This is a genomic window from Streptomyces sp. NPDC027663 (genome assembly GCF_055566415.1).
Genome location: NZ_JBVHSK010000012.1, coordinates 177586 through 198246, shown reverse-complemented (window position 1 = coordinate 198246; position 20661 = coordinate 177586). Strand labels below are relative to the sequence as shown.

The following is a 20661-nucleotide window of genomic DNA, read 5'->3' as shown; positions in this document are numbered from 1 at the left end:
GCAGCCGACCGGGTGGAGGGTGCCGCGAATGGAGAGGCCATGACGCAGAACGGGGAGGAGTCCGCCCGGCGACCGGAGGTCACCGAACTCCGCCTCGCCGGGGACGCACCGGAGGCGGAGGCCCAGCCCGTCCCGGCGGATCTGCCGCAGGACCGCAGCCAGGCCATCCTGGAGGCGACCAAACAGATCGGTGCTCTCATGAAGCGCGCGGGCCATCTCTTCGCGCTCGCCGGAAGCGTGGCCGTCTACGCCCATGGCGGCAGCCGCTACCTCCAGCACGACGCCGATTTCGCCATCCTGCCCGACGACGCCGAGGCGGTGGCCGGCACGCTGCGCGAGGCCGGTCTCGCCGTCCGCACCCCGCCGGAGGACTGGCTGCTGAAGACCACCTGCCACGGGCAGAACGTCGACATCATCTTCGCCCTCGCCCACCGGCCCGTCACCAAGGACATGCTCGACCGGGCGCACGTCCTGCCGGTCGACTCCGTCCTCATGCCCGTGCTCTGCCCGACCGACCTGATCCGCAGCCTGATCAGCGCCTTCTCCGAGCACTACTGCGATTTCGGATCGGTTCTGCCGGTGGCCCGCGCCGTCCGCGAGAAGGTCGACTGGGACGTCGTCCGCAGCACCTGCGGCGACCAGCCCATGGCCGCCGCCTTCCTCTTCCTCCTCGAACGGCTGAACGTGATCGACGCCCAGAAGGGGCAGCCATGACCGACACCAGCCCGCCGCCCCCGGCGGCGGCAGGGAACCTGGACTACCGCGTCGCCCACCTCGCCGAACACCTCGCCTCCGGAGAACTCGGAGAACTCGGCGTACGGCTGGAGATGCGCGGCGACGCCGTCCTGCTCACCGGCACCGTGCCGTCCACCCAGTGCCGGGACGACATCCTGCGCATGGCCCGCGAGGAACTGGCCGGGCACCCGGTCCACTCCGACCTGCTCGTCGCCGGAACCTCCTCGCCCGACCACGGGGAGGACCTCACATGATCCGCGTCGCGGCCGTCGGGGACATCCACATGGGCCCGGAGAGCCAGGGAAAGCTCCGCCCCTCGTTCGAGACACTGCCCCAGTGCGCCGACGTCCTGCTGCTCGCCGGCGATCTCACCCGGCACGGCACCCCGGAGGAGGCTGCCATCGTCGCCCGGGAGATCAAGGATCTCGGGGTACCCGTGGTCGCCGTGCTCGGCAACCACGACCATCACGACGAGCGGCCCGAGGAGGTCACCGCGATCCTCCGGGACGCCGGCGCACACGTACTCGAAGGCGAGTCCGCCGTCCTCGGCGCCGACGGCGCCCGGATCGGGGTCGCCGGGACCAAGGGCTTCGGCGGCGGCTTCGTCGGGCGCTGCGCCGGGGAGTTCGGCGAACCGCTCATGAAGGAGTTCGTCCGCTACAGCCGCCGGTGCGCCGACGGGCTGCACCGCGCCCTGAAGGACCTGGAGCAGGCGGACTGCGACGTGCGGATCGCCCTGACCCACTTCTCCCCGGTGCCGGACACCCTGGCCGGAGAACCGCTGGAGATCTACCCGTTCCTCGGTAGCTATCTGCTCGCGGAGGCGATCGACACCGGCGGCGCCGATCTCGCCGTGCACGGCCACGCCCACGCCGGGACCGAGCACGGCATGACCAGCGGAGGCGTCCGCGTCCGCAACGTCGCCCAGCCGGTGATCGGGCAGGCGTTCCACGTGTACAACCTGCCCCGCCGGCCCGACTGAGCCCGACCGAGCCCGACGGGAGGGGCCCGTCAGGCCGCCGTGCCCAGGACCGCTCGGCCGGTCACGTCGCCGTCCTTCGCGGTCAGTGTCAGCGGCACCGGTTCGTCGCGGCGGCGCACCAGCAGGCCCGCGCCGATCGATCCGGCGATGAGCAGCCCGCCGGCGACGAGGGCGCCCCGCGCCCCGGCCCACTCCATGAGCAGGCCCAGCAGGGGCGGCCCGCCGAGGCCCCACACCGTGCCGATGCTGCTCCACACGCCGAGGACCCGGCCGCGCAGATGCGGCGGCGGATCGGTCTGCAGCACGGCCGTACCGGCGGTGTCCGAGACGGACTCCACGACGGCCATCGGCAGCACGAGCACCAGCAGCACGGCCAGCGACGGCGACAGACCCGCCACCACCTGGAGCAGCGCTCCCGCCGCAGCGAGAAGACCCACGGTCCGCACCGACGGCTTGCGCAGCCGGGCCCCGAGGACCGCGCCGAGGATGCCGCCGACGGCCAGCACGGTGGAGACCGTGCCGAACGCCCCGGCCCCGCCGGCCAGCGGCCCGGTGACGAGGACGGCGAGGGTCAGGCCGTAGTTGCGGCCGAAGACGGAGCTGATCCCGGTGATGCCGGCGAGGGCCACCAGCCGGGGCCTGCGCGCGAAGAAGGCGAGGCCCTCCCGCACACCCGTCGGCGTGCGCGCCGGTACGGCTCTCGGCCCGGCCTGCGCTGCCTCGGCGGCCCCGGGCGCCGGCCGCAGGAACGGCACGACCGAGGCCACGAACAGGAACGACAGCCCGTTGGCGGCGTAGGCGGCGCCGGTGCCGAGGACGCCGACGGCCACTCCGGCCAGGGCGGTGCCGGCCAGCCGGCCCGCGCTGTGCACCAGCGCGCCGACGCCGATCGCGGACGGCACGTCCTCCACGGGTACGAGATCGTTGCCGAGCAGTGCGCACGCCGGTCCGTCGACGGTGGCGATGATGCCGGTCACGGCGGCCAGCACCAGCAGTGCCGTCATGTCGATCCGGTCCAGCGCCACGAGCAGCGCCGTGGTGAAGGCGACCGCACCGAGCAGGGCCTGGCTCACGGCGACCGTCAGCTTCCGGGGCCAGCGGTCCACGGCCGCGCCGCCGAGCAGGCTCACGAAGAGCGCGGGCGCCGCCTGGACGGACATCGACAGACCGGTCGCCGCCGCCGAACCCGTGATGTGCAGCACCAGCAGGTTCTGCACCGTGAGCTGCATCCAGGTGCCGGCGTTGGAGACGAAGTTCGCGGCCGACCACCAGCGCATGCTGCGGTACCGCAGGGACCGCCACGGCGAGCGCGAGGCCGGAGCGGCGCTGGGCACGGACGTGGGCAGGGCAGAGGAAGAGGACACGGCGGGGTACTCGACAACCAGGCGGAGCGGGAGAGACCGGCGGATCCCGTCGGTCCGGCTGCGCTGCACGGCCGGGCCGCCTGGTCAGGGCGTCGCCCATCGTGGCAGACGGGACGGGCGAGCCGTCGCCGCCACCACCCCCGCCGCGCACCGGAACCCGCCAAACCGCCCCGCCCACAAGCCGGTTGGACCCCGCGTGGGGTTGCTCACAACCCCCGCCTCCGGCCCCCGCCGAGCCATGCTCACCCACTGCCGTGAGCCACGGCACCTGGGCCGGACAGCGAGCCGTGTTCGTCCGTTGCCGTGGGTCACCAGGGCCCTGGTGGGGGTGGTGGCCGACAGGTCGTGTTCGTCCGTTGCCGTGCGCCACCGGGGCCCTGGCGGGGGTGGCCGGCGGTCGTGCTCGTTCGCTGCCGTGGGTCACCGGGGCCTTGACGGGGTGGTGGTGGCTGGCGGGTCGTGTTCGTCCGTTGCCGTGGGTCACCGGGCCTTGGCAGGGTGGTGGTCGGCGGGTCGTGTTCGTGCGCTGCCGTGCGTCACCGGAGCGTTGGTGCGGTGGCGGGCGGTGAGCCGTGATGGCCTGCTACTGGCAGCCGCTCAGCCCACGGTCCGGCCGGCGCCCCGCTCCTCGCCCGGCAGTGCCGACGTCTCGAGCACCAGCAGAGCGATGTCGTCGGTGCGCTGCGCGACCGAACCGGCCTGTTCCAGCAGGGTGTCGATCAGCAGCTCCAGGTCCTCGCAGCCGGCGTCGGCGAGCCGGTGCGCGAGGTCGGCCATCGCCTCGTCCAGGTCGACGCCGGGCCGCTCGATGAGGCCGTCGGTGTAGAAGACGAACACCGCGCCCGGGGTGAGCGGGATCTCGGTCACGGGGAACTCGGCGTCGGGGTCGATGCCGAGAAGCGGGCCCGGGGGCGTGTCGACCGGACCTGCCTCGCCCCGGGCGAGGCGCAGCAGGGGAGGCGGGTGGCCCGCACTGGCCAGCATGGCGCGCCGCCGGCCGAGGTCGAAGTGGGCGCAGAAGCAGCTCGTGAAGAGGTCGGGAGCGAGGTCGACCAGCAGCCGGTTGGTGTCGGAGAGGATCCGGTCCGGGGTCGAGCCGGTCGTCGCATGGGCGTGTACGCCGGTCCTGACCTGGCCCATCAGCGCCGCGGCGGCGACGTTGTGTCCCTGGACGTCGCCGATGACGGCCGCGGCGGCGCCGTCGCCGAGCCGGATCAGGTCGTAGAAGTCTCCGCCGATGTCCATGCCCCGGGTGGCCGGCAGATAGCGGGCGGCGACCCGCAGACCGGCCACGGCCGGCAGACTGCGCGGCAGGAGCGTCTGCTGGAGGCCATGGGCCAGTTCGTGCTTGGTGTCGTAGAGCCGGGCCCGGTCCAGGGCCTGGGCGATGAGACCGGCCAGCGAGGTCAGGGCCGCGCGCTCCTCGGCCGGAAACTCGTGCGGGCTGTCGTAGGACAGCACGCAGCAGCCGACGGGCCGGCCGGAGATGATCAGCGGCAGGAAGGCCCAGGCATGCTTGCCGCTGACCGGTGTGGCTTCGGGATACGCCCGCCGCATTTCTTCCGGATGGGCGAAGAACGCGGGGATGCCGCTGCTGAGGACCCGCCCGGCGGGGGTGAACGCGGTGTCCAGGGGCAGGCCGTCGAGACGCTCGATGGTGTGGGGTGGGTAACCACGGTGGCCGGTGATCCGCAGCCGGCCGGCCTCGGCGGCGGAAAGGATCAGGCCCTGCGCGTCGAAGGCGGGCATGACCTGGTCGGCGATCAGGTCGATGACGTCCTGGACCCCGACGACCTCGGTCAGCCCGGCGGCGAGGTGCAGCAGCTGGTACAGCCGGCCCGGACCGGCCGGGGCGGCGGCCTGCACCGGGCGGCGGGGCGCCGGTGTGACCATCCACTGCGCTCCACGGGGAACGATACGGACGCTGATGCCGCTGGAGTCGGGGAAGAGATGGAACTCCAGCCACTGGTCCGGCGGACGGCACGCGGTGAAGGACACGGGTGCACGGCTGATCACCGCGGCCCGGTAGCGCTCCTCGTACGTGGGATCGTCCAGCCAGCGCAGGGACTGCCACGGCCGCGTGCCCAGCAGCCGGCCGGCGTCGAGGCCCAGCAGGTCACAGGCCCCGGCGCTGACGTAGGTGATGCGGCCCTCCAGATCCAGGGCGCAACTGCCGCCGGGCAGCCGTTCGGCGAAGTCGGCGGCGGCCAGTGCCGGGGCCACGTGCGGGCGGTCGGCCGCGGCGGGCAGGACCCGTGGCTCGTCGCCGGCCGGCGGGGCCTGGCCCCGCTCGGCGGCTTCCTCGAGGAGCCGGGCGAGGTGCCGGCACTGCGCCATGACATGGCCCTGTTCCCGTCGCGTCATGTGGGGTGGCCGGGTGGCCGGCCACATCAGCAGCAGAGCCCCCCACCGCCGGACACCGGTGACCGGCGCGGCGACCATCGCCAAGGGATACGGCAGCGCCATCGCCGTGCGCGGATAGGAGCGGGCCACCTCCTCCTGGCTGCCCAGCCAGATGACACGCTCCTCGCGGACCGCGTCCACCACGGGCGCCGGCGTGGTCACCGGGACCCTCGTCCACGGTGCGGCGAGCGAGGCAGGCAGCCCGCACACCGCTGCCAGCCGCAGCTGCTGCTCGTCCGGTGTGAGCAGATACAGCGCACCGATGGACGCGCCGGTGCGGCGCACCGTCTCCGTGAAGACGCCGTCCAGCTCCTCGGTGGAGCCGGCCGGATCACCCGCGCCGGTCACGTGGCACCTCCAGCATCAGGAGCGGCCGGCAGACCAGCCGGCGCCTGCCGGCGGCCGCCTAGCGGTTGACCGTCCGCATCCCCGCCTCGTCGTACCGCTCGCCCGCCACCTGCGGCAGCTCCGCGTCGATGCGGGCCAGATCCTCCCCGGTCAGCTCGATGCCGGTGGCGGCTGCGTTCTGCTCCAGGTAGGTGCGGCGCTTGGTGCCGGGGATCGGCACCAGGTCCTCGCCCTGGGCCAGTACCCAGGCGATGGCCAGCTGGGCCGGGGTGACGTCCTTCTCGGCCGCGATCTCCTTGACCTTCTCCGCGAGGCGCAGGTTGGCCTGGAGGTTGGCGTCCGTGAAGCGCGGGTTGGTGCGGCGGAAGTCGTTCTCGTCCAGCTCGTCCGGGGAGCTGAAACGGCCGGCGAGGAAGCCCCGGCCGAGCGGGGAGTACGGCACGAAGCCGATGCCCAGCTCGCGGCAGGCGGGGAGCACCTCGGCCTCGACGTCCCGCGTCCACAGCGAGTACTCGCTCTGCACCGCGGTGACCGGGTGCACCGCGTGGGCGCGCCGGATGGTCTCCGCGCTCGCCTCGCTCAGCCCGATGCAGCGCACCTTGCCCTCGGCGACCAGCTCGCCCAGCGCGCCGACCGTCTCCTCGATGGGCACGTTCGGATCGACCCGGTGCTGGTAGTACAGGTCGATGTGGTCGGTGCCGAGCCGCTGCAGCGAGCCGTGCACCGAGGCGCGTACGTGCTCGGCCGAGCCGTCCTGCCGGCCGATCGTGCTCATGTCGCCAGGAACGGCGTCGTCCATCCGGTAGTTGAACTTCGTGGCGATCACGTACTCGTCGCGGTGCCCGCGTATCGCCTCGCCGACCAGCGACTCGTTGGTGAGCGGGCCGTAGACCTGAGCCGTGTCGAGGAAGTCGATGCCCAGGTCCAGGGCGCGCCGGATGGTCGCGATGCCCTCGTCCTGGTCGGCGGAGCCGTAGAACGCGGACATCCCCATGCATCCGAGCCCGATGGCCGATACCTGGAGGTCGCGCAGCCTGCGCTTCTGCATGGGAGGTCCCTTCCTGCACACTCGATCGTCGTTACGCACGGCACGAGGGCCTCTCTCCATCTAGCGACGGATTCCGGCACCCGGCATCCCGTGCGGGACACCGGACGACGAGGCTCGGTGCGTGGCGTGTCCGCGACGCTATGACCTGGAGCGCACTCGAACGCAAGTGCCGAAGAGTCTCCCCGAGCACCGCCACCCGGCCGGCCGGCCCCGGCACAGCGCCTCCTCGATCTCCCTGATCCGGCGGTGACGTACGCAGGCAGCGGGCGGGCGATCGCCGCCTTGACGGCGTGCGCTGCCGTTTCCGACCCGGCCGGCCCGGCGCGCCCCTGTGGCGTCGCCCACCCCGTCAGTGTGATGGTTTTCGCACGTCGACCCGTGCGGGCACCCCCTAAGGTGGCCGCGAGTACGGCAGGGCGTGGCTGACACCAGGGTGTTCGTCGCCGGCAGGCAGCTGAAGGGAATCCAGGATGTTCCGCAAGGTGCTGGTCGCCAACCGTGGAGAGATCGCGATCCGCGCGTTCCGGGCGGGCTACGAACTAGGCGCGCGCACCGTCGCCGTGTTCCCGCACGAGGACCGCAACTCACTGCACCGGCTGAAGGCCGACGAGGCCTACGAGATCGGCGAGCCGGGGCATCCGGTGCGTGCCTATCTCTCCGTCGAGGAGATCGTGCGCGCCGCCCGCCGGGCCGGCGCCGACGCCGTCTACCCGGGATACGGCTTCCTCTCCGAGAACCCCGAACTGGCCCGCGCCTGCGAGGAGGCGGGCATCACCTTCGTCGGGCCCGACGCCGCCACCCTGGAGCTGACCGGCAACAAGGCCCGCGCCGTCGCCGCGGCCCGCGCCGCGGGCGTGCCCGTCCTGGGCTCCTCCGCCCCCTCCACCGACGTGGACGAACTGGTGCGCGCCGCCGAGGAGATCGGCTTCCCGGTCTTCGTCAAGGCGGTCGCGGGCGGCGGCGGCCGGGGTATGCGCCGTGTGGAGGACCCGGCCCAGCTGCGCGAGTCCATCGAGGCCGCCTCCCGCGAGGCCGCCTCCGCGTTCGGCGACCCGACCGTCTTCCTGGAGAAGGCCGTCGTCGAGCCCCGCCACATCGAGGTGCAGATCCTCGCCGACGGCGAGGGCAACGTCATTCACCTCTTCGAGCGTGACTGCTCGGTGCAGCGCCGCCACCAGAAGGTCATCGAACTGGCCCCGGCCCCCAACCTGGACCCGGAGCTGCGCGACCGGATCTGCGACGACGCCGTCCGCTTCGCCCGCGAGATCGGCTACCGCAACGCCGGCACGGTCGAGTTCCTGCTCGACCGCGACGGCAACCACGTGTTCATCGAGATGAACCCGCGCATCCAGGTCGAGCACACGGTCACCGAGGAGGTCACCGACGTCGACCTGGTCCAGGCCCAGCTCCGGATCGCCTCCGGCGAGACCCTCGCCGACCTCGGCCTCGCCCAGGACACGGTCACCCTGCGCGGTGCCGCCCTCCAGTGCCGTATCACCACCGAGGACCCCGCCAACGGCTTCCGCCCGGACACCGGCCGGATCAGCGCCTACCGCTCGCCGGGCGGCTCCGGCATCCGGCTCGACGGCGGCACCACCCACGCCGGTACGGAGATCAGCGCGCACTTCGACTCGATGCTGGTCAAGCTCACCTGCCGCGGCCGGGACTTCAAGGCCGCCATCGGCCGGGCCCGGCGTGCCGTGGCCGAGTTCCGCATCCGCGGTGTGGCCACCAACATCCCGTTCCTGCAGGCGGTCCTGGACGACCCCGACTTCCAGGCCGGCCGGGTCACCACCTCCTTCATCGAGCAGCGCCCGCACCTGCTCACCTCCCGGCACTCCGCCGACCGCGGCACCAAGCTGCTCACCTTCCTCGCCGACGTCACCGTCAACCGGCCGCACGGCGAACGGCCCGACCTGCTCGACCCGCTGACCAAGCTGCCGTCGCCGTCCGCGGGCGAGCCGCCCGCGGGTTCCCGCCAGCGCCTGGTGGAACTCGGCCCCGAGGGCTTCGCCCGGCACCTGCGCGAGTCGCCGACCATCGGCGTCACCGACACCACCTTCCGCGACGCCCACCAGTCCCTGCTGGCCACCCGGGTGCGCACCAAGGACCTCCTCGCCGTCGCCCCGGTCGTCGCGCGCACCCTGCCGCAGCTGCTGTCCCTGGAGTGCTGGGGCGGCGCCACCTACGACGTCGCCCTGCGCTTCCTCGCCGAGGATCCCTGGGAGCGGCTCGCCGCCCTGCGTGAGGCGGTGCCGAACATCTGCCTGCAGATGCTGCTGCGCGGCCGCAACACCGTCGGCTACACCCCGTACCCGACCGAGGTGACCGACGCCTTCGTGCAGGAGGCCGCCGCCACCGGCATCGACATCTTCCGCATCTTCGACGCCCTCAACGACGTCGGCCAGATGCGCCCCGCCATCGACGCCGTACGCGAGACGGGCACCGCGATCGCCGAGGTCGCCCTCTGCTACACCGCCGACCTCAACGACCCGTCGGAGCGGCTCTACACCCTCGACTACTACCTGCGTCTGGCCGAGCAGATCGTCGACGCCGGCGCCCACGTGCTCGCCGTCAAGGACATGGCCGGCCTGCTGCGCGCCCCGGCCGCCGCCAAGCTGGTCTCGGCGCTGCGCCGGGAGTTCGACCTGCCGGTGCACCTGCACACGCACGACACGGCGGGCGGCCAGCTGGCCACCTACCTCGCCGCGATCCAGGCGGGCGCCGACGCGGTCGACGGCGCGGTGGCCTCCATGGCCGGTACGACCTCGCAGCCGTCGCTGTCGGCGCTCGTCGCCGCCACCGACCACTCCGACCGGCCCACCGGACTCGACCTCCACGCCGTCGGCGACCTGGAGCCGTACTGGGAGGGCGTCCGGAAGATCTACGCACCCTTCGAGGCGGGCCTCGCCTCCCCCACCGGCCGCGTCTACCACCACGAGATCCCCGGCGGCCAGCTGTCCAACCTGCGTACCCAGGCCGTCGCCCTCGGTCTCGGCGACCGCTTCGAGGACATCGAGGCGATGTACGCCGCCGCCGACCGCATCCTCGGCCGCCTGGTCAAGGTCACCCCGTCCTCCAAGGTGGTCGGCGACCTCGCCCTGCACCTGGTCGGCGCCGGTGTCTCCCCGGCGGACTTCGAGTCGGCCCCCGACAGGTTCGACATCCCCGACTCGGTGATCGGCTTCCTGCGCGGCGAGCTGGGCACCCCGCCCGGCGGCTGGCCCGAGCCGTTCCGCACCAAGGCGCTCCAGGGCCGCGGCGAGCCCAAGCCGGCTCCGGCGCTGTCCACCGAGGACCGCGAGGGGCTGGCGAAGGACACGCGGGCGACGCTCAACCGGCTGCTGTTCCCCGGCCCGACCCGCGAGTTCGACACGCACCGGCAGAGCTTCGGCGACACCAGCGTGCTGGACAGCAAGGCGTTCTTCTACGGCCTGCGCCCGGGCAAGGAGTACGCCGTCGACCTGGAGCCCGGGGTCCGGCTGCTGATCGAGCTGCAGGCCATCGGCGAGGCCGACGAGCGCGGCATGCGCACCGTGATGTCGACCCTCAACGGCCAGCTCCGGCCCATTCAGGTACGTGACCGGGCGGCCGCCTCGGACGTGCCCGTGACGGAGAAGGCCGACCGCGCCAACCCCGGCCATGTCGCGGCGCCGTTCGCCGGAGTGGTGACGCTCGCCGTCACCGAGGGCGACGAGGTGGCGGCCGGTGCCACGATCGCCACCATCGAGGCGATGAAGATGGAGGCCACGATCACCGCCCCGAAGGCGGGCCGGGTGTCCCGGCTGGCCATCAACCGCATCCAGCAGGTCGAGGGCGGCGACCTCCTGGCGGAACTCGCCTGACGGCGGCCCCCGCCCGGCGCCTGACGCCCGCACTCGCCGCCGGCCGGAGCGATCCGGCCTGACGCCCGCACTCGCCGCCCGCCGGAGCGATCCGGCCGGCGGCGAGCGGCGTACCGGCTGCTCGTGCGGTTCGTTCCGCCGCTACCCGAGGCGGAGGAGATGCCGCATGCGGGCGAGGAGGAGGTTGGGGTCCCGCCGGGTGACGTACGCGGCGCTCGTCACGTACGTCGTGCGGCCGTGTACGGCCACGGCGGTCGGGCTGGACAGACCGTCCTGTGCGGTGAGCACGGTCGTGGCGGTGCCGTCCGGGTGGACCAGGACCACCTTGTTCCCTGGGTTCAGCGCGGCCAGCACGCTCCTGCCGTGCCCGGGGAAGGCGAAGTCGTCAATACCCTGCAGGCCGTCCGCCCGCATCTCGACCGGGCCGGCGGAGCCGTCCTGGTTCACCGGGATGCGCAGCAGCGTGCCCCGGTCGTTGTTGGACACCCACACGGCGTCCCGGTGGACCTTGATGCCGTCGGCGCCGTAGCCGGACGCGGGCGGTGCCGGCAGCGGAGCCAGCGCCGTGCCCGTCGCCCATGCCGTGGCCGTGCCGCCCGACTGGGGGACGGCCCAGACCGTGCCGCGCACCGAGTCGGCCACGTAGAACACGCCCCGGCGTTCGTCGAGGGCCAGCCCGTTGGGCAGCCCGTCGGCCGGCAGCTCGGCGATCTGCTGCGGTGCGCCGCCGGCCGGGGAGAGCCGCCAGATGCCGGTCGCGCTGGTGCCGGTGGCGTAGTTGACGTACAGCGTGCCGTCGTGGGCGCGGACGATGCCGGTGACGACGGCGCTTCCGACGACGGGGGTGGCGGGGTCCGGCACGGCGGGCAGGGTCGTGTGGATACGGGTCCGGCCGTCCGGGGTGACATGGGCGACCTGCCGGGCGAGGGCGAAGGTCAGGTCGGCGGAGCCGTCGCGGTCGAGGGCGATGTTCTCGGGCGTCTGCCCGGCGCCCGGGCCGAAGCGGGCGACGACGCGTGCGTCGCTGACGACCGGATCGGGGCCGGGTGCGGGCGCCGCCGCGACCAGGCCGAGCACGAGCACGGCCGTGGCGGCACCGGCCAGGCGGGGGAGTCGGGGCATGGGACCTCTTCTCGGTCGGCGCGCTGGGCGCCGGCGTGCGGGGTCACACCACGATGACGGTGGGCGGGGCGCCGCCGGCGGGAGCCGGGGCCGCAGGGTCGCCCGCGCGGACCACCACGGGACGCCGGGTGCTGGGCGCGCGGGTGACGCCGGGCCGGGGCGGTCAGTCCCAGAGCGGGTAGACCATGACCCGCTGGAAGCCCTCCGGACGGGCGTCGTCGTAGGTCAGGCTCATCCGGCCGTAGCGCTGCACGTCCGGGTGCTTCTTCCAGGGCTTCGGCCCGTCGAGCCGGACGGTCACCGGGTACGCGTGGAAGGTGCCGGCCGCGCAGTACGGCTTGCAGTCGTTGACCATGTTCACACCATCGGCGGTCGCCCCGTCCGGACCCCACTGCGACCAGCGGAGTCCGGTGAGGCGGCTGTTGCCGTCGCCGCAGGCCAGGATGAACTCGTCGGGGCGCACGGTGCGGTTCCACAGGCAGTCGACGAGGACGGGCTGGGACGCGGTGGCCCGGGCAGGTGTCGAAGTGGTCGGCGGCGGACTGGCCGAGGCCGTCGTCATGGCTGCTGTCAGCAAGGTCCCTGCCGCCAGGGTGATCGCCGTTCCCACCACTGATCCGCGCATGGCCGCTCCCGCCCGTCGTGCTGTCCCCGACGCGTGACCACGACGCTACGGCCGTCCCGCCGTTCGCACCACTCGCGCAGGTCGGGCCGCGTGTCAGCCGTGGGAGACGGTCAGCCCGTAGAAGGCCACGCGGGCGCCGGCGGTGGTGCTGTCCGAGGAGGACTGGTTGTAGGACCCGGCCTTGAAGTACTGCTTGTAGGGCTTGAAGGACGACGGGATGCCGTAGTGGCTGGTGGTGCCGTCGACGGTCAGGTCGATGGTGGTGCCGCCGGAGACGGCGATGGTGTAGCTCCAGGTCTTGCCGATGGACACGTGGCCGACGGGATGCAGGGTCTGCCCGCCGGCCGGGGAGTCCTCGGTGCCGAGGACGATGTCGCCGTTCGAGCGGTAGTACAGCTCCGCCAGCGGCTTGGTGGAGGAGCCGCCGGAGCCGAGGTGTATCTGGCCGACGCACACGTTCTTGGTCACCGAGACCACGCGCAGGGTCGCGCTCAGGCGGTGGGACCCGGTCAGCGGCCAGTCGGCGGCGGAGCCGTTGCGATTCATCTCGCGCAGCTCGGAGCGGGCGTACTTCGAGTTCGGCGTGGTGACGCCCTTCTCGGGCGCCCAGAACGTCATCGCGCCGTCGCGGGTGTCGGTGTAGAAGTACGCGTCCTGGAAGCCGTTGCGGCCCTGGAGGCGGGACGACGGGATCGTGGTGGGCCTGCCGGGGGAGCCGACGGGCTCCTGGAGCTGCCACACGGACAGGTCGAAGTTGCCGCCTGGCGCCACGTGCGGGTCGGCCGCGTCGGCACCGCCGGTGCCGAGGACGGTGAGGGCGAGGGCGAGACCGGTGGTGGTCGTCGCCGCGAGGAGCCGGGATCGGGTCATGTGGGGGGTCCCTTCGGAGGACCAGGATGCGTTCAGCATGGTGAACACTGAACGCATCCTTGGTCGCTGGTGACCCGAGAAGCTAAAGGCCTGAACCTGACGCGTCAAGAGGTTCGACAGGCGCCCTCGCCCTGCTCATGGTTCACCTCTTGTCGACATGGTTCCTTCACCTCTTGTCGACCAGGCGCACGGTGAAGCCACGGTCGAGTGACAGGCGTGGCGTGGTGAGGGTGACGACACGGGTGCCGGCGTCGTACGACCAAGCGCTCTGCGGCAGTTGCCGCCCGTCGAGCAGGACCCGCTCGGGTGCCGTGGCGCCATGGACGGTGAACCGGTACGACCGGGCCGCCGGCTTGCCCGTGTAGTCGCCCTTGCTCGCGCCGGCGGTCACGGTCGTACCCCGCGCGTCGCCGTGCAGCGCGACCCGCTGGGTGGCCGCGGAGCCCTTGGCGAAGTCCCGGGTCACGCCGTCGTCCTCGTACAGCGTGTAGTGACTGGTGCCGTGCGCGGCCGGATACAGGTCCCAGTCCAGCTCGTGCCGGTCACGGGTCTGCCAACTCGTCGTGCCCTCGGGCCACATGGGGACGATCGCACCCTCGCGCACGAACAGCGGGATGGTGTCCAGCGGGGCGTGGTAGCCGTCGACCGTGGTCGGGCCCTCGTAGGTGCGGCCGGTCCAGTAGTCGGTCCAGGTGCCCTTCGGCAGATAGATGCCGTCGCGGGTGTCGGAGTTCTCGTAGACCGGCGCGACGAGGAGGTCCGGGCCGGAGAGGAACTCGTACCTGGCCTGCGCGCCGAGGGTGCCGGGGTCGTCCGGGTACTCCAGCCACAGCGGCCGCACCGCACCCACACCGGTCTTCGCCGCCTGGGCCGACAGGGTGTACATGTACGGCAGCAGCCGCTCCTTCAGCTGGAGGTACTTGCGGTTGACCGAGGTGTACGGCTCACCGTCCCGCCAGGGCTGCTGATCGGCCGGCTTGCCCGTGGTGATGTCGCTCGCCCAGCCGTCCATGGTCATGACGGCCGGCAGGAACGCCTTCCACTGCAGGTCGCGGGCGTACATCTCGGCGTCGTGGCGGTAGATGCTGCCCACGTCACCGGTGTTGTAGGCGATGCCCGACATGGTCGCCCCGGCGTACGTCGGGATCTGCCAGCGGATGTAGTCCCAGGAGAGCTTCTGGTCGCCGCTCCACAGCACCCCGCAGCGCTGGGCACCCGCCCAGGACACCGGCAGCCACACGAAACCGCGCGCGTCGCTGTTGTCCTCGATGCCCTTCTTCGCCGCGTCGCAGGCGTCCAGTGCGAACTTGTAGCCGTTGCCGACCCAGGCCACGTCCAGCTTGGCCACCCGCTGGCCGGCCTTCACCTGGTCGGCGAGCTTGTCGATGCCGTCCTGGGTCCACAGGCCGAGCTGGGCGTGGTGGTCCTGGAGGCCCTTCGCGGTCTGCTCCAGGTTCTCGTACCCGCAGCCGTAGCCGTCGTTGACGAGCATCCAGCCGAGCGGCATCTGGTGCTCGGTGTAGCCGTCGGCGATCTGAAGCGCGTCCAGCGTGTGCCGCTCGCCCCGGTTGGCGTTGTGCAGATAGCAGTCCGAGTCGCCCGGTTCGAGGCCGTAGACCGGCGGCATGAAGGGCTTGCCCACCAACTGGGTGTACCTGCCGATCACTTGCTTGGCGTCACCGAGGAAGTAGTAGGCATCGAGCCGCCGTTCCTGCTGGCCGGTGGTGACCGGTGAGCCGAAGGTGTACACGCCCGGCGCGAAGGTGTTGCGGAAGACGCCGTATCCCGCGCTGGAGAGGTAGAACGGCTGGGAGTTGTTGTAGCCGCCCTCGTTCCAGTCGAAGCTGTTGGCGACGTACATCGTCCGGCCGCGGTGCGAGAAGCTGCCGTTCTGCTCGCCGCCGCCGAAGAACTGCTCGTCCGCACCCCGCGTCAGGCTCTGCCGCATCCCGCCGGTGGACCAGCGCAGCGGCTTGTCCTCCTGCCAGATCCGGGTGCGGTTGTCCGGCTGGTACAGCGCGAAGCGGAGCGGCTTCTTGTACACGCGCAGCACGGCCTCCGGGGAGCGGATGCCGTAGTAGTCGCCCGCGTCGAAGGAGGAGGTGTGCCGTTGCAGCGCCGGCTGCCTGCGCACGATCGCCGTGCCGGCCGGGTCGCTCAGCGCGCCCGACGGGTCCGCCTGCAACCGCAGCTGACCGCCTTTCAGGAAGTCGGCGCGGGCCGTCAGCACGCCCGCCCGGACGGTGTAGCTGCCGTCGCCGCCCGAGAAGGACGTGAGGTCGCCGGCGTCCGTGGTGGCCGGCAGATAGGCGGTGCCCGTGAAGGAGTTGTCGTGCACCTCGTACGGCACCACCACGACGTGGTAGGTCCCCGACGCCCGCGGGATCACCGTGGCCTCCGGGTCGGCGGTGCCCGCGCTGGACGCCACCTGCTTGCCGTGGTCGTCGTAGACGTACAGGTCGAAGTCGTCCGAGGGGCGCTCCCACCCGACCGACAGCGGGACGCCGCCCTCGGGGTTGTCGTCCCAGTAGCCGTCCGGCACCGAGACGGTCAGGTCGAAGCGGTCGCAGACCCTGTCGGCGGGGTCGGTTGCGGCGTCGGGGCATTTCTCGGGGCCGCCACCGGTGCCCTTGGCGTAGACCGGGCTCTGCCAGCTGACGCTGCTGTGAGCGGGGTCCAGTACGGCACCGGTGGTGTCGGCGGCGGCCCGGGCGGGGGCCGGGGCGGCGAGCATGGTCCCGGCCAGGACGCTCGCCAGCCCCAGCGGTATCCAGGCCGGCCACGGCACACGGCGTCGGAGTCTTCGCACGGCGGAACAGCTCCCCTCGCACCTTTGCGGACTGACTGTTCTTATGCGGCGCTGCTCGTAAGAGCTTGAAATGAGCGTCAAACGAGCAACTTCACGCACGAAGCCTCGGGGTTGACGCAGGTTCATGTCAATACCGCTGCCGAGGGACCGTCAGTCCGCGGCGGGCGTCCGCAGCATCGCCGGGGTCGGCACAGTGCCGCCGGCGCCCCAGCGGCATCGGTCACCTCCCGCTGTCGGTGATCGGCGCACAGGACCTGGCAGTGGGGACGACCGCCTCGGCCGGCAGTCCGGCTGAGCCCGAACGGCCGTGCGAAGTCCGTCCCGGGTCGTCACCGATGTCCGTGGACCCGTGGCGAACCCTCGGTCGCCTGAGGCACCCTTGCAAGGTGCGTGCTGTTTCGCGAGCTTTGGGCCTTGTCCTACGGTTCGGGATTCCGGCCGGCGACACGGCCGTCCACCGGAGGAACCGGCACGCGCGATCCGCAGCGGGAGACTCGGGTACCACTGACAGGACGCGCCCGGCGCGTCATGGGGGGAGCGGTCGCATGCGATCCACGAGCCACGATCCACATGCCTCACCGGGCTGTGCCGTCCCGGGCGCGCCGCTGGGGAAGCCGGCCGAGGGGCGGTCGAGCTGACATGCAGATCACCGTCCACAGACCCGGTGAGCTGACGCCCGGACTGCGCGGCGCCTGGCACCGCGCGATGGACGAGTCCCCGGAGTACGCCAACCCCTTCCTCGCACCGGAGTTCGCGATCGCGGTCGGCCGGTTCCGGGCCGGGGCGCGGGTGGCGGTGCTGCGGGAGGGCGGCGAACCGGTCGGCTTCCTCCCGTACGAGCGGGGGGCGTTCGGCACCGGCCGGGCCATCGGGCTCGGCCTGTCCGACTGCCAGGCCCTGGTGCACCGGCCCGGTGTCACCTGGAACGCGCAGGAGCTGCTGCGGGCCTGCGGGCTCAGCATCTTCGAGTTCGACCATCTGGTGCGGGAGCAGACGCCGTTCGAGCCGTTCGTGACCGGCACGTTCGCCTCACCGGTGATCGATGTGAAGCCCGGCGACGGCAGCTACGCGGACTGGCTGCGCGGTGCGTACCCCGGGCTGGCGAAGACCACGCTGAAGAAGGAGCGCCGGCTCGGCCGGGACGTCGGCGAGGTGCGGTTCGTGTTCGACGAGCGTGATCCGAGGGCGCTGCGCACCCTCATGCGGTGGAAGTCGGCGCAGTACCGCAGGACCGGTCGTATGGACCGGTTCTCCCGGCCGTGGATCGTCGGTCTGGTCGACCATCTGTCCGGCGTCCGCGAGGAGCACTTCACCGGGGTGCTGTCCGTCCTGTACGCGGGCGACCGGCCGGTGGCCGCCCACTTCGGGCCGCGGTCGGGCACCGTGCTGGCAGCCTGGTTCACCGCGTACGACCCCGAACTCCCCACCTACTCGCCCGGGCTGATGATGCACCTGAGGACCGCCGAGGCGGCCGCCCGGCACGGTGTGACCCTGGTGGACCTCGGACGCGGCGACAAGGAGTACAAGAACTGGCTGAAGACCCGTGAGCTGCGGGTCGGCGAGGGCTTTGCGTCCCGCCCGCACCCGGTGGCGCTGGCCCGGCACCTGTGGCGGCGGCCCGTGCGCGGCCTGCGGAACACGGTGCTGGCCCATCCACGCCTGCGCGAGCCGGCCGACCGGCTGCTGAGGACGGTGGGCAGCCTGCGGACACGCCGTCAGGAAGCCACCGCGACGGTCCGCCCGCGTCCGCCGCGCTCGGGCTGAGCGACGGACCGGTGTCGGCGGGCTCCTTCGAGCCCGCGTTCAGAAGTCCGCCGCAACGGCCCGTCCACGCCCACGGGTGCCCGGCCGGCGAGGGACGGGGGCGCGAGCGCCCTCCAGCGAACGGCACGGGCCGGTCCGCCCGCCGCTCACGCGGACGGCGTGGCGATGCGCAGGGTCGCCGACGGGGCCGGGGCAGCGGTGTCGCCGGCGTCGGTGGCGTCCTTCCACCAGTCGGCGCCGTCCTCGATGTAGCGCAGCAGCACGCCCTCGCGGATCGCCCAGGGGCACACCACGGCCCGGGGCAGGCCCATCAGCTTCAGCGCCGTGTGCCCGACGACCGCCCCGGCCAGGCTCTGGGCGGCGCGCGGCGCGGAGATCCCGGGCAGCTGGGCGCGTTCGGCGGCGGGCAGCGCGGCAAGGGCGTCCACCGCCGCGCGCAGATCCCGGCAGACCAGTTCACGCGCCACGAACGGCCCGTACCGCCCGGGCCGGGCCCCGCACAGCCGGGCCAGCTGCTGGAAAGTACGGGAACTGACGGCAGCGGTGCGCGGCCGCTCCCACCGGATCCGCGAGGCCACGTCCCGCAGTTCATGGCGGATACGGCGACGCAGCTCCTTCAGCTCGGCCGGTCCTGGCGGGTCCTGGACGGCCAGGTACTCCTGGGTCAGCCGGTTCGCACCGAGCGGCAGGGACGCGGCGAAGTCCGGCATCCGGCCCCTGCCGAAGGCCACTTCCAGCGAGCCGCCGCCGATGTCGAGCAGCGCGAGGGGGCCCGCCTTCCAGCCGAGCCAGCGGCGCGCCGCCAGGAAGGTCAGCTCGGCCTCGGTCTCACCGGGCAGGGTGCACATGCGGATTCCGGTTCCGGCCGCCACCCGCCGGAGAACCTCATCACGGTTCGGCGCGTTGCGGACCACCGCGGTCGCGAAGGCCAGCGGGCCCGCCGCATGCCACCTGTGCGCCGTGGCGCCCGCCGCGGCCACCGCCTTGACCAGTCGGTCCACCGCCTCGTCGGCGATGGTGCCGTCCGCTGCGACGTGTTCGGACAGGCGCAGTTTCCACTTGACGGTGTGCACCGGCAGCGGAATTCCGCCCTCCACGTCTGCGATCACCAACCGGACCGTGTTCGAACCCGCATCCACCACGCTCACCCGCATGGCCGGGACGTACCCACTTCACGGCAGGCCACCCCCTCGCACAGGGGGCGTGCCGGTGCACGGCACATCCGGTCCGTGCCTCGGGCGCGACGAGGAGGCCGCCGGGGCGGACCGGACGCGGGACGCGCATGCCGAGCCGTGCCGCCACCGGTGTCCGCGCCGGGCGGGCGCCCCCCGGCCACCCCGTCCCTGTCCGGAACCCGGCGACTCGACTCCCCGTCCGCCCCCGCCCCGTCTTAGATGGTCACCACCACTGGCGGAGCGAGGAGCGGCGGGTGACCGGAGCGGATGCGATGAGGGTACTGGTGATCGGCGGTGGCATCGCAGGAACCGCGACCGCCCTCGCCCTGCACAAGGCCGGTGTCGACGTGACGGTGTTCGAGGCACACCCGGACACGGCCGAGGACATCGGCGCCTTCCTGACCCTGGCGAGCAACGGCATGCGGGCCCTCGCCGAGCTGGACGCCACGGACGCGGTCACGGCCGTCGGTTTTCCGCTGACTTCGCTGCGGCTGCTCGACAGCGAGGGCGCCGAGCAGATGCGCGCGCCGCTCGGTGAGGCCGGCGTTCCCGCGCTGCGCTACCGCTGCCTGCGCCGCGGCGAGCTGAACGCCGCCCTGCAGGAAGAGGCGGTCCGGCGGGGCATCCGGCTCTGTCACGGCGCCCGGCTGGCGTCGGTCACGGAAAGCCCGGACGGCATCACCGCCCGCTTCGCCGACGGCAGCACGGCCACCGGAGACCTGCTCATCGGCGCCGACGGCCTCAACTCGCTCGTGCGGGGGCTCGTCGCGCCGGGGACCGGGCCCGGGTACGCGGGCCAGCGGGTCTACTACGGCTACACCGGCACGGCACCGGCGGCCGACCCGGCCGGCGCCATCACCATGGTGCGGGGCAGCGCTGCCGCCTTCGGGTACGCCGTGTCACCGGCGGGGGAGACGTACTGGTTCGCCCGGGCGGGCGGCGACCCGCTGCCGGCGGGGGCGTCCGCCGCGCCCGCCGCCGTGCTGCGCGAGCAGTTGCTGCCGCTGCTCGACAAGGACGACACGCCCGCCGCCGGCCTGGTGGCGGCCTCGGACGACGCGATCATGGTCACGAATGCCACGGAGCTGCCGCTCGGCACCCCCTGGCACACCGGCCGTGTCCTGCTCGTCGGCGACGCGGCCCACGCGGCTTCCCCGGCGACCGGCCAGGGCGCCTCGATGGCCCTGGAGGACTCCGTCGTCCTCGCGAAGGCGCTGCGCGACCTGCCCGGTCCCAAGGCGGCGTTCACCGCGTACGAGCGGCACCGGCGCCCGCGCGTGGAGCACAACATCACCGTCAGCGGCGGCCTTTCCCGAGGCACCCGCACCCCGTCCGGCCCGGCGCCCGTCACGGCCCGTCCGGTCGAGCCGGACGCGCAACTGATCCGCCAACTGGCCTGGGACACCCCGCTGTCCGCGGCCCCGCCCGAGCCGCGCTGACCGGAGCCGCACGGGAGCCGTGTGCGAACCCGGTGCGCCGGGCGGACGGCCGCCTGCACGAGACCGGTCGCCCTGCACCACACCGGCCGCCCTGCGCGAACATGGCCGCACGCGCCCGCATCCGCGCACGAA

Annotated in this window: 14 protein-coding genes; 6 read left to right on the top strand and 8 right to left on the bottom strand. The window is 72.9% G+C overall.

The window, feature by feature from the left end:
- Positions 1-39 precede the first annotated feature (39 nt).
- The 3 genes from ACZ4SF_RS28130 to ACZ4SF_RS28120 are packed head-to-tail and all read left to right on the top strand — an operon-like array spanning position 40 to position 1717.
- Positions 40-714, top strand: a complete 675-nt coding sequence (locus ACZ4SF_RS28130; RefSeq protein ID WP_468389362.1) for a nucleotidyltransferase family protein — start codon at positions 40-42, stop codon at positions 712-714.
- Positions 711-989 carry a BON domain-containing protein gene (locus ACZ4SF_RS28125; RefSeq protein WP_468389360.1) on the top strand — a complete coding sequence of 93 codons (279 nt, stop codon included), beginning with the start codon at positions 711-713 and terminating at the stop codon, positions 987-989. The genes ACZ4SF_RS28130 and ACZ4SF_RS28125 overlap by 4 nt, the downstream gene beginning before the upstream one ends.
- Positions 986-1717 carry a metallophosphoesterase family protein gene (locus ACZ4SF_RS28120; protein WP_468389358.1) on the top strand — a complete coding sequence of 244 codons (732 nt, stop codon included), beginning with the start codon at positions 986-988 and terminating at the stop codon, positions 1715-1717. The genes ACZ4SF_RS28125 and ACZ4SF_RS28120 overlap by 4 nt, the downstream gene beginning before the upstream one ends.
- Positions 1718-1746: 29 nt before the next feature.
- Here ACZ4SF_RS28120 and ACZ4SF_RS28115 read toward each other — a convergent pair whose 3' ends face one another.
- The 3 genes from ACZ4SF_RS28115 to ACZ4SF_RS28105 all read right to left on the bottom strand — a co-directional run bounded on the left by ACZ4SF_RS28115 (position 1747) and on the right by ACZ4SF_RS28105 (position 6880).
- Positions 1747-2994: an MFS transporter gene (locus ACZ4SF_RS28115; RefSeq protein ID WP_468389499.1), complete on the bottom strand. Its 1248-nt coding sequence runs from the start codon at positions 2992-2994 to the stop codon at positions 1747-1749.
- A 684-nt stretch (positions 2995-3678) separates the two neighbouring features.
- Positions 3679-5832, bottom strand: coding sequence for a SpoIIE family protein phosphatase (locus ACZ4SF_RS28110; protein ID WP_468389356.1), 2154 nt, complete (start codon positions 5830-5832; stop codon positions 3679-3681).
- A 58-nt stretch (positions 5833-5890) separates the two neighbouring features.
- Positions 5891-6880: an aldo/keto reductase gene (locus tag ACZ4SF_RS28105; RefSeq protein ID WP_468389354.1), complete on the bottom strand. Its 990-nt coding sequence runs from the start codon at positions 6878-6880 to the stop codon at positions 5891-5893.
- Positions 6881-7350: 470 nt separating this feature from the next.
- On the opposite strand from ACZ4SF_RS28105, the gene ACZ4SF_RS28100 reads away from it, so the two are divergent.
- Entirely contained in the window at positions 7351-10725 is a 3375-nt protein-coding gene (locus ACZ4SF_RS28100) for a pyruvate carboxylase (protein ID WP_468389352.1), read from the top strand.
- Between the two features lie 141 nt (positions 10726-10866).
- Here ACZ4SF_RS28100 and ACZ4SF_RS28095 read toward each other — a convergent pair whose 3' ends face one another.
- From ACZ4SF_RS28095 to ACZ4SF_RS28080, 4 genes are all read right to left on the bottom strand, one after another.
- Entirely contained in the window at positions 10867-11847 is a 981-nt protein-coding gene (locus ACZ4SF_RS28095) for an SMP-30/gluconolactonase/LRE family protein (RefSeq protein ID WP_468389350.1), read from the bottom strand.
- Positions 11848-12010: 163 nt separating this feature from the next.
- On the bottom strand, positions 12011-12472 hold the full coding sequence (locus ACZ4SF_RS28090) for a hypothetical protein (RefSeq protein ID WP_468389348.1): 462 nt from the start codon (positions 12470-12472) through the stop codon (positions 12011-12013).
- A 93-nt stretch (positions 12473-12565) separates the two neighbouring features.
- Positions 12566-13342, bottom strand: coding sequence for a polysaccharide lyase family 7 protein (locus ACZ4SF_RS28085; protein WP_468389346.1), 777 nt, complete (start codon positions 13340-13342; stop codon positions 12566-12568).
- Between the two features lie 166 nt (positions 13343-13508).
- A complete protein-coding gene (locus ACZ4SF_RS28080) occupies positions 13509-16151 on the bottom strand; it encodes a glycoside hydrolase family 31 protein (RefSeq protein WP_468389344.1) in 2643 nt (880 codons plus the stop codon).
- A 639-nt stretch (positions 16152-16790) separates the two neighbouring features.
- On the opposite strand from ACZ4SF_RS28080, the gene ACZ4SF_RS28075 reads away from it, so the two are divergent.
- Complete coding sequence (locus tag ACZ4SF_RS28075) at positions 16791-17915, top strand: GNAT family N-acetyltransferase (RefSeq protein WP_468389342.1); 1125 nt, start codon at positions 16791-16793, stop codon at positions 17913-17915.
- Positions 17916-18061: 146 nt separating this feature from the next.
- Here the strand turns inward: ACZ4SF_RS28075 and ACZ4SF_RS28070 are convergent, their stop codons facing one another.
- Entirely contained in the window at positions 18062-19069 is a 1008-nt protein-coding gene (locus ACZ4SF_RS28070) for a Ppx/GppA family phosphatase (protein ID WP_468389340.1), read from the bottom strand.
- 293 nt (positions 19070-19362) lie between these two features.
- Between ACZ4SF_RS28070 and ACZ4SF_RS28065 the strand changes: the two genes are divergently transcribed.
- Complete coding sequence (locus tag ACZ4SF_RS28065) at positions 19363-20529, top strand: FAD-dependent oxidoreductase (RefSeq protein WP_468389338.1); 1167 nt, start codon at positions 19363-19365, stop codon at positions 20527-20529.
- The last annotated feature ends 132 nt before the right edge of the window (positions 20530-20661 follow it).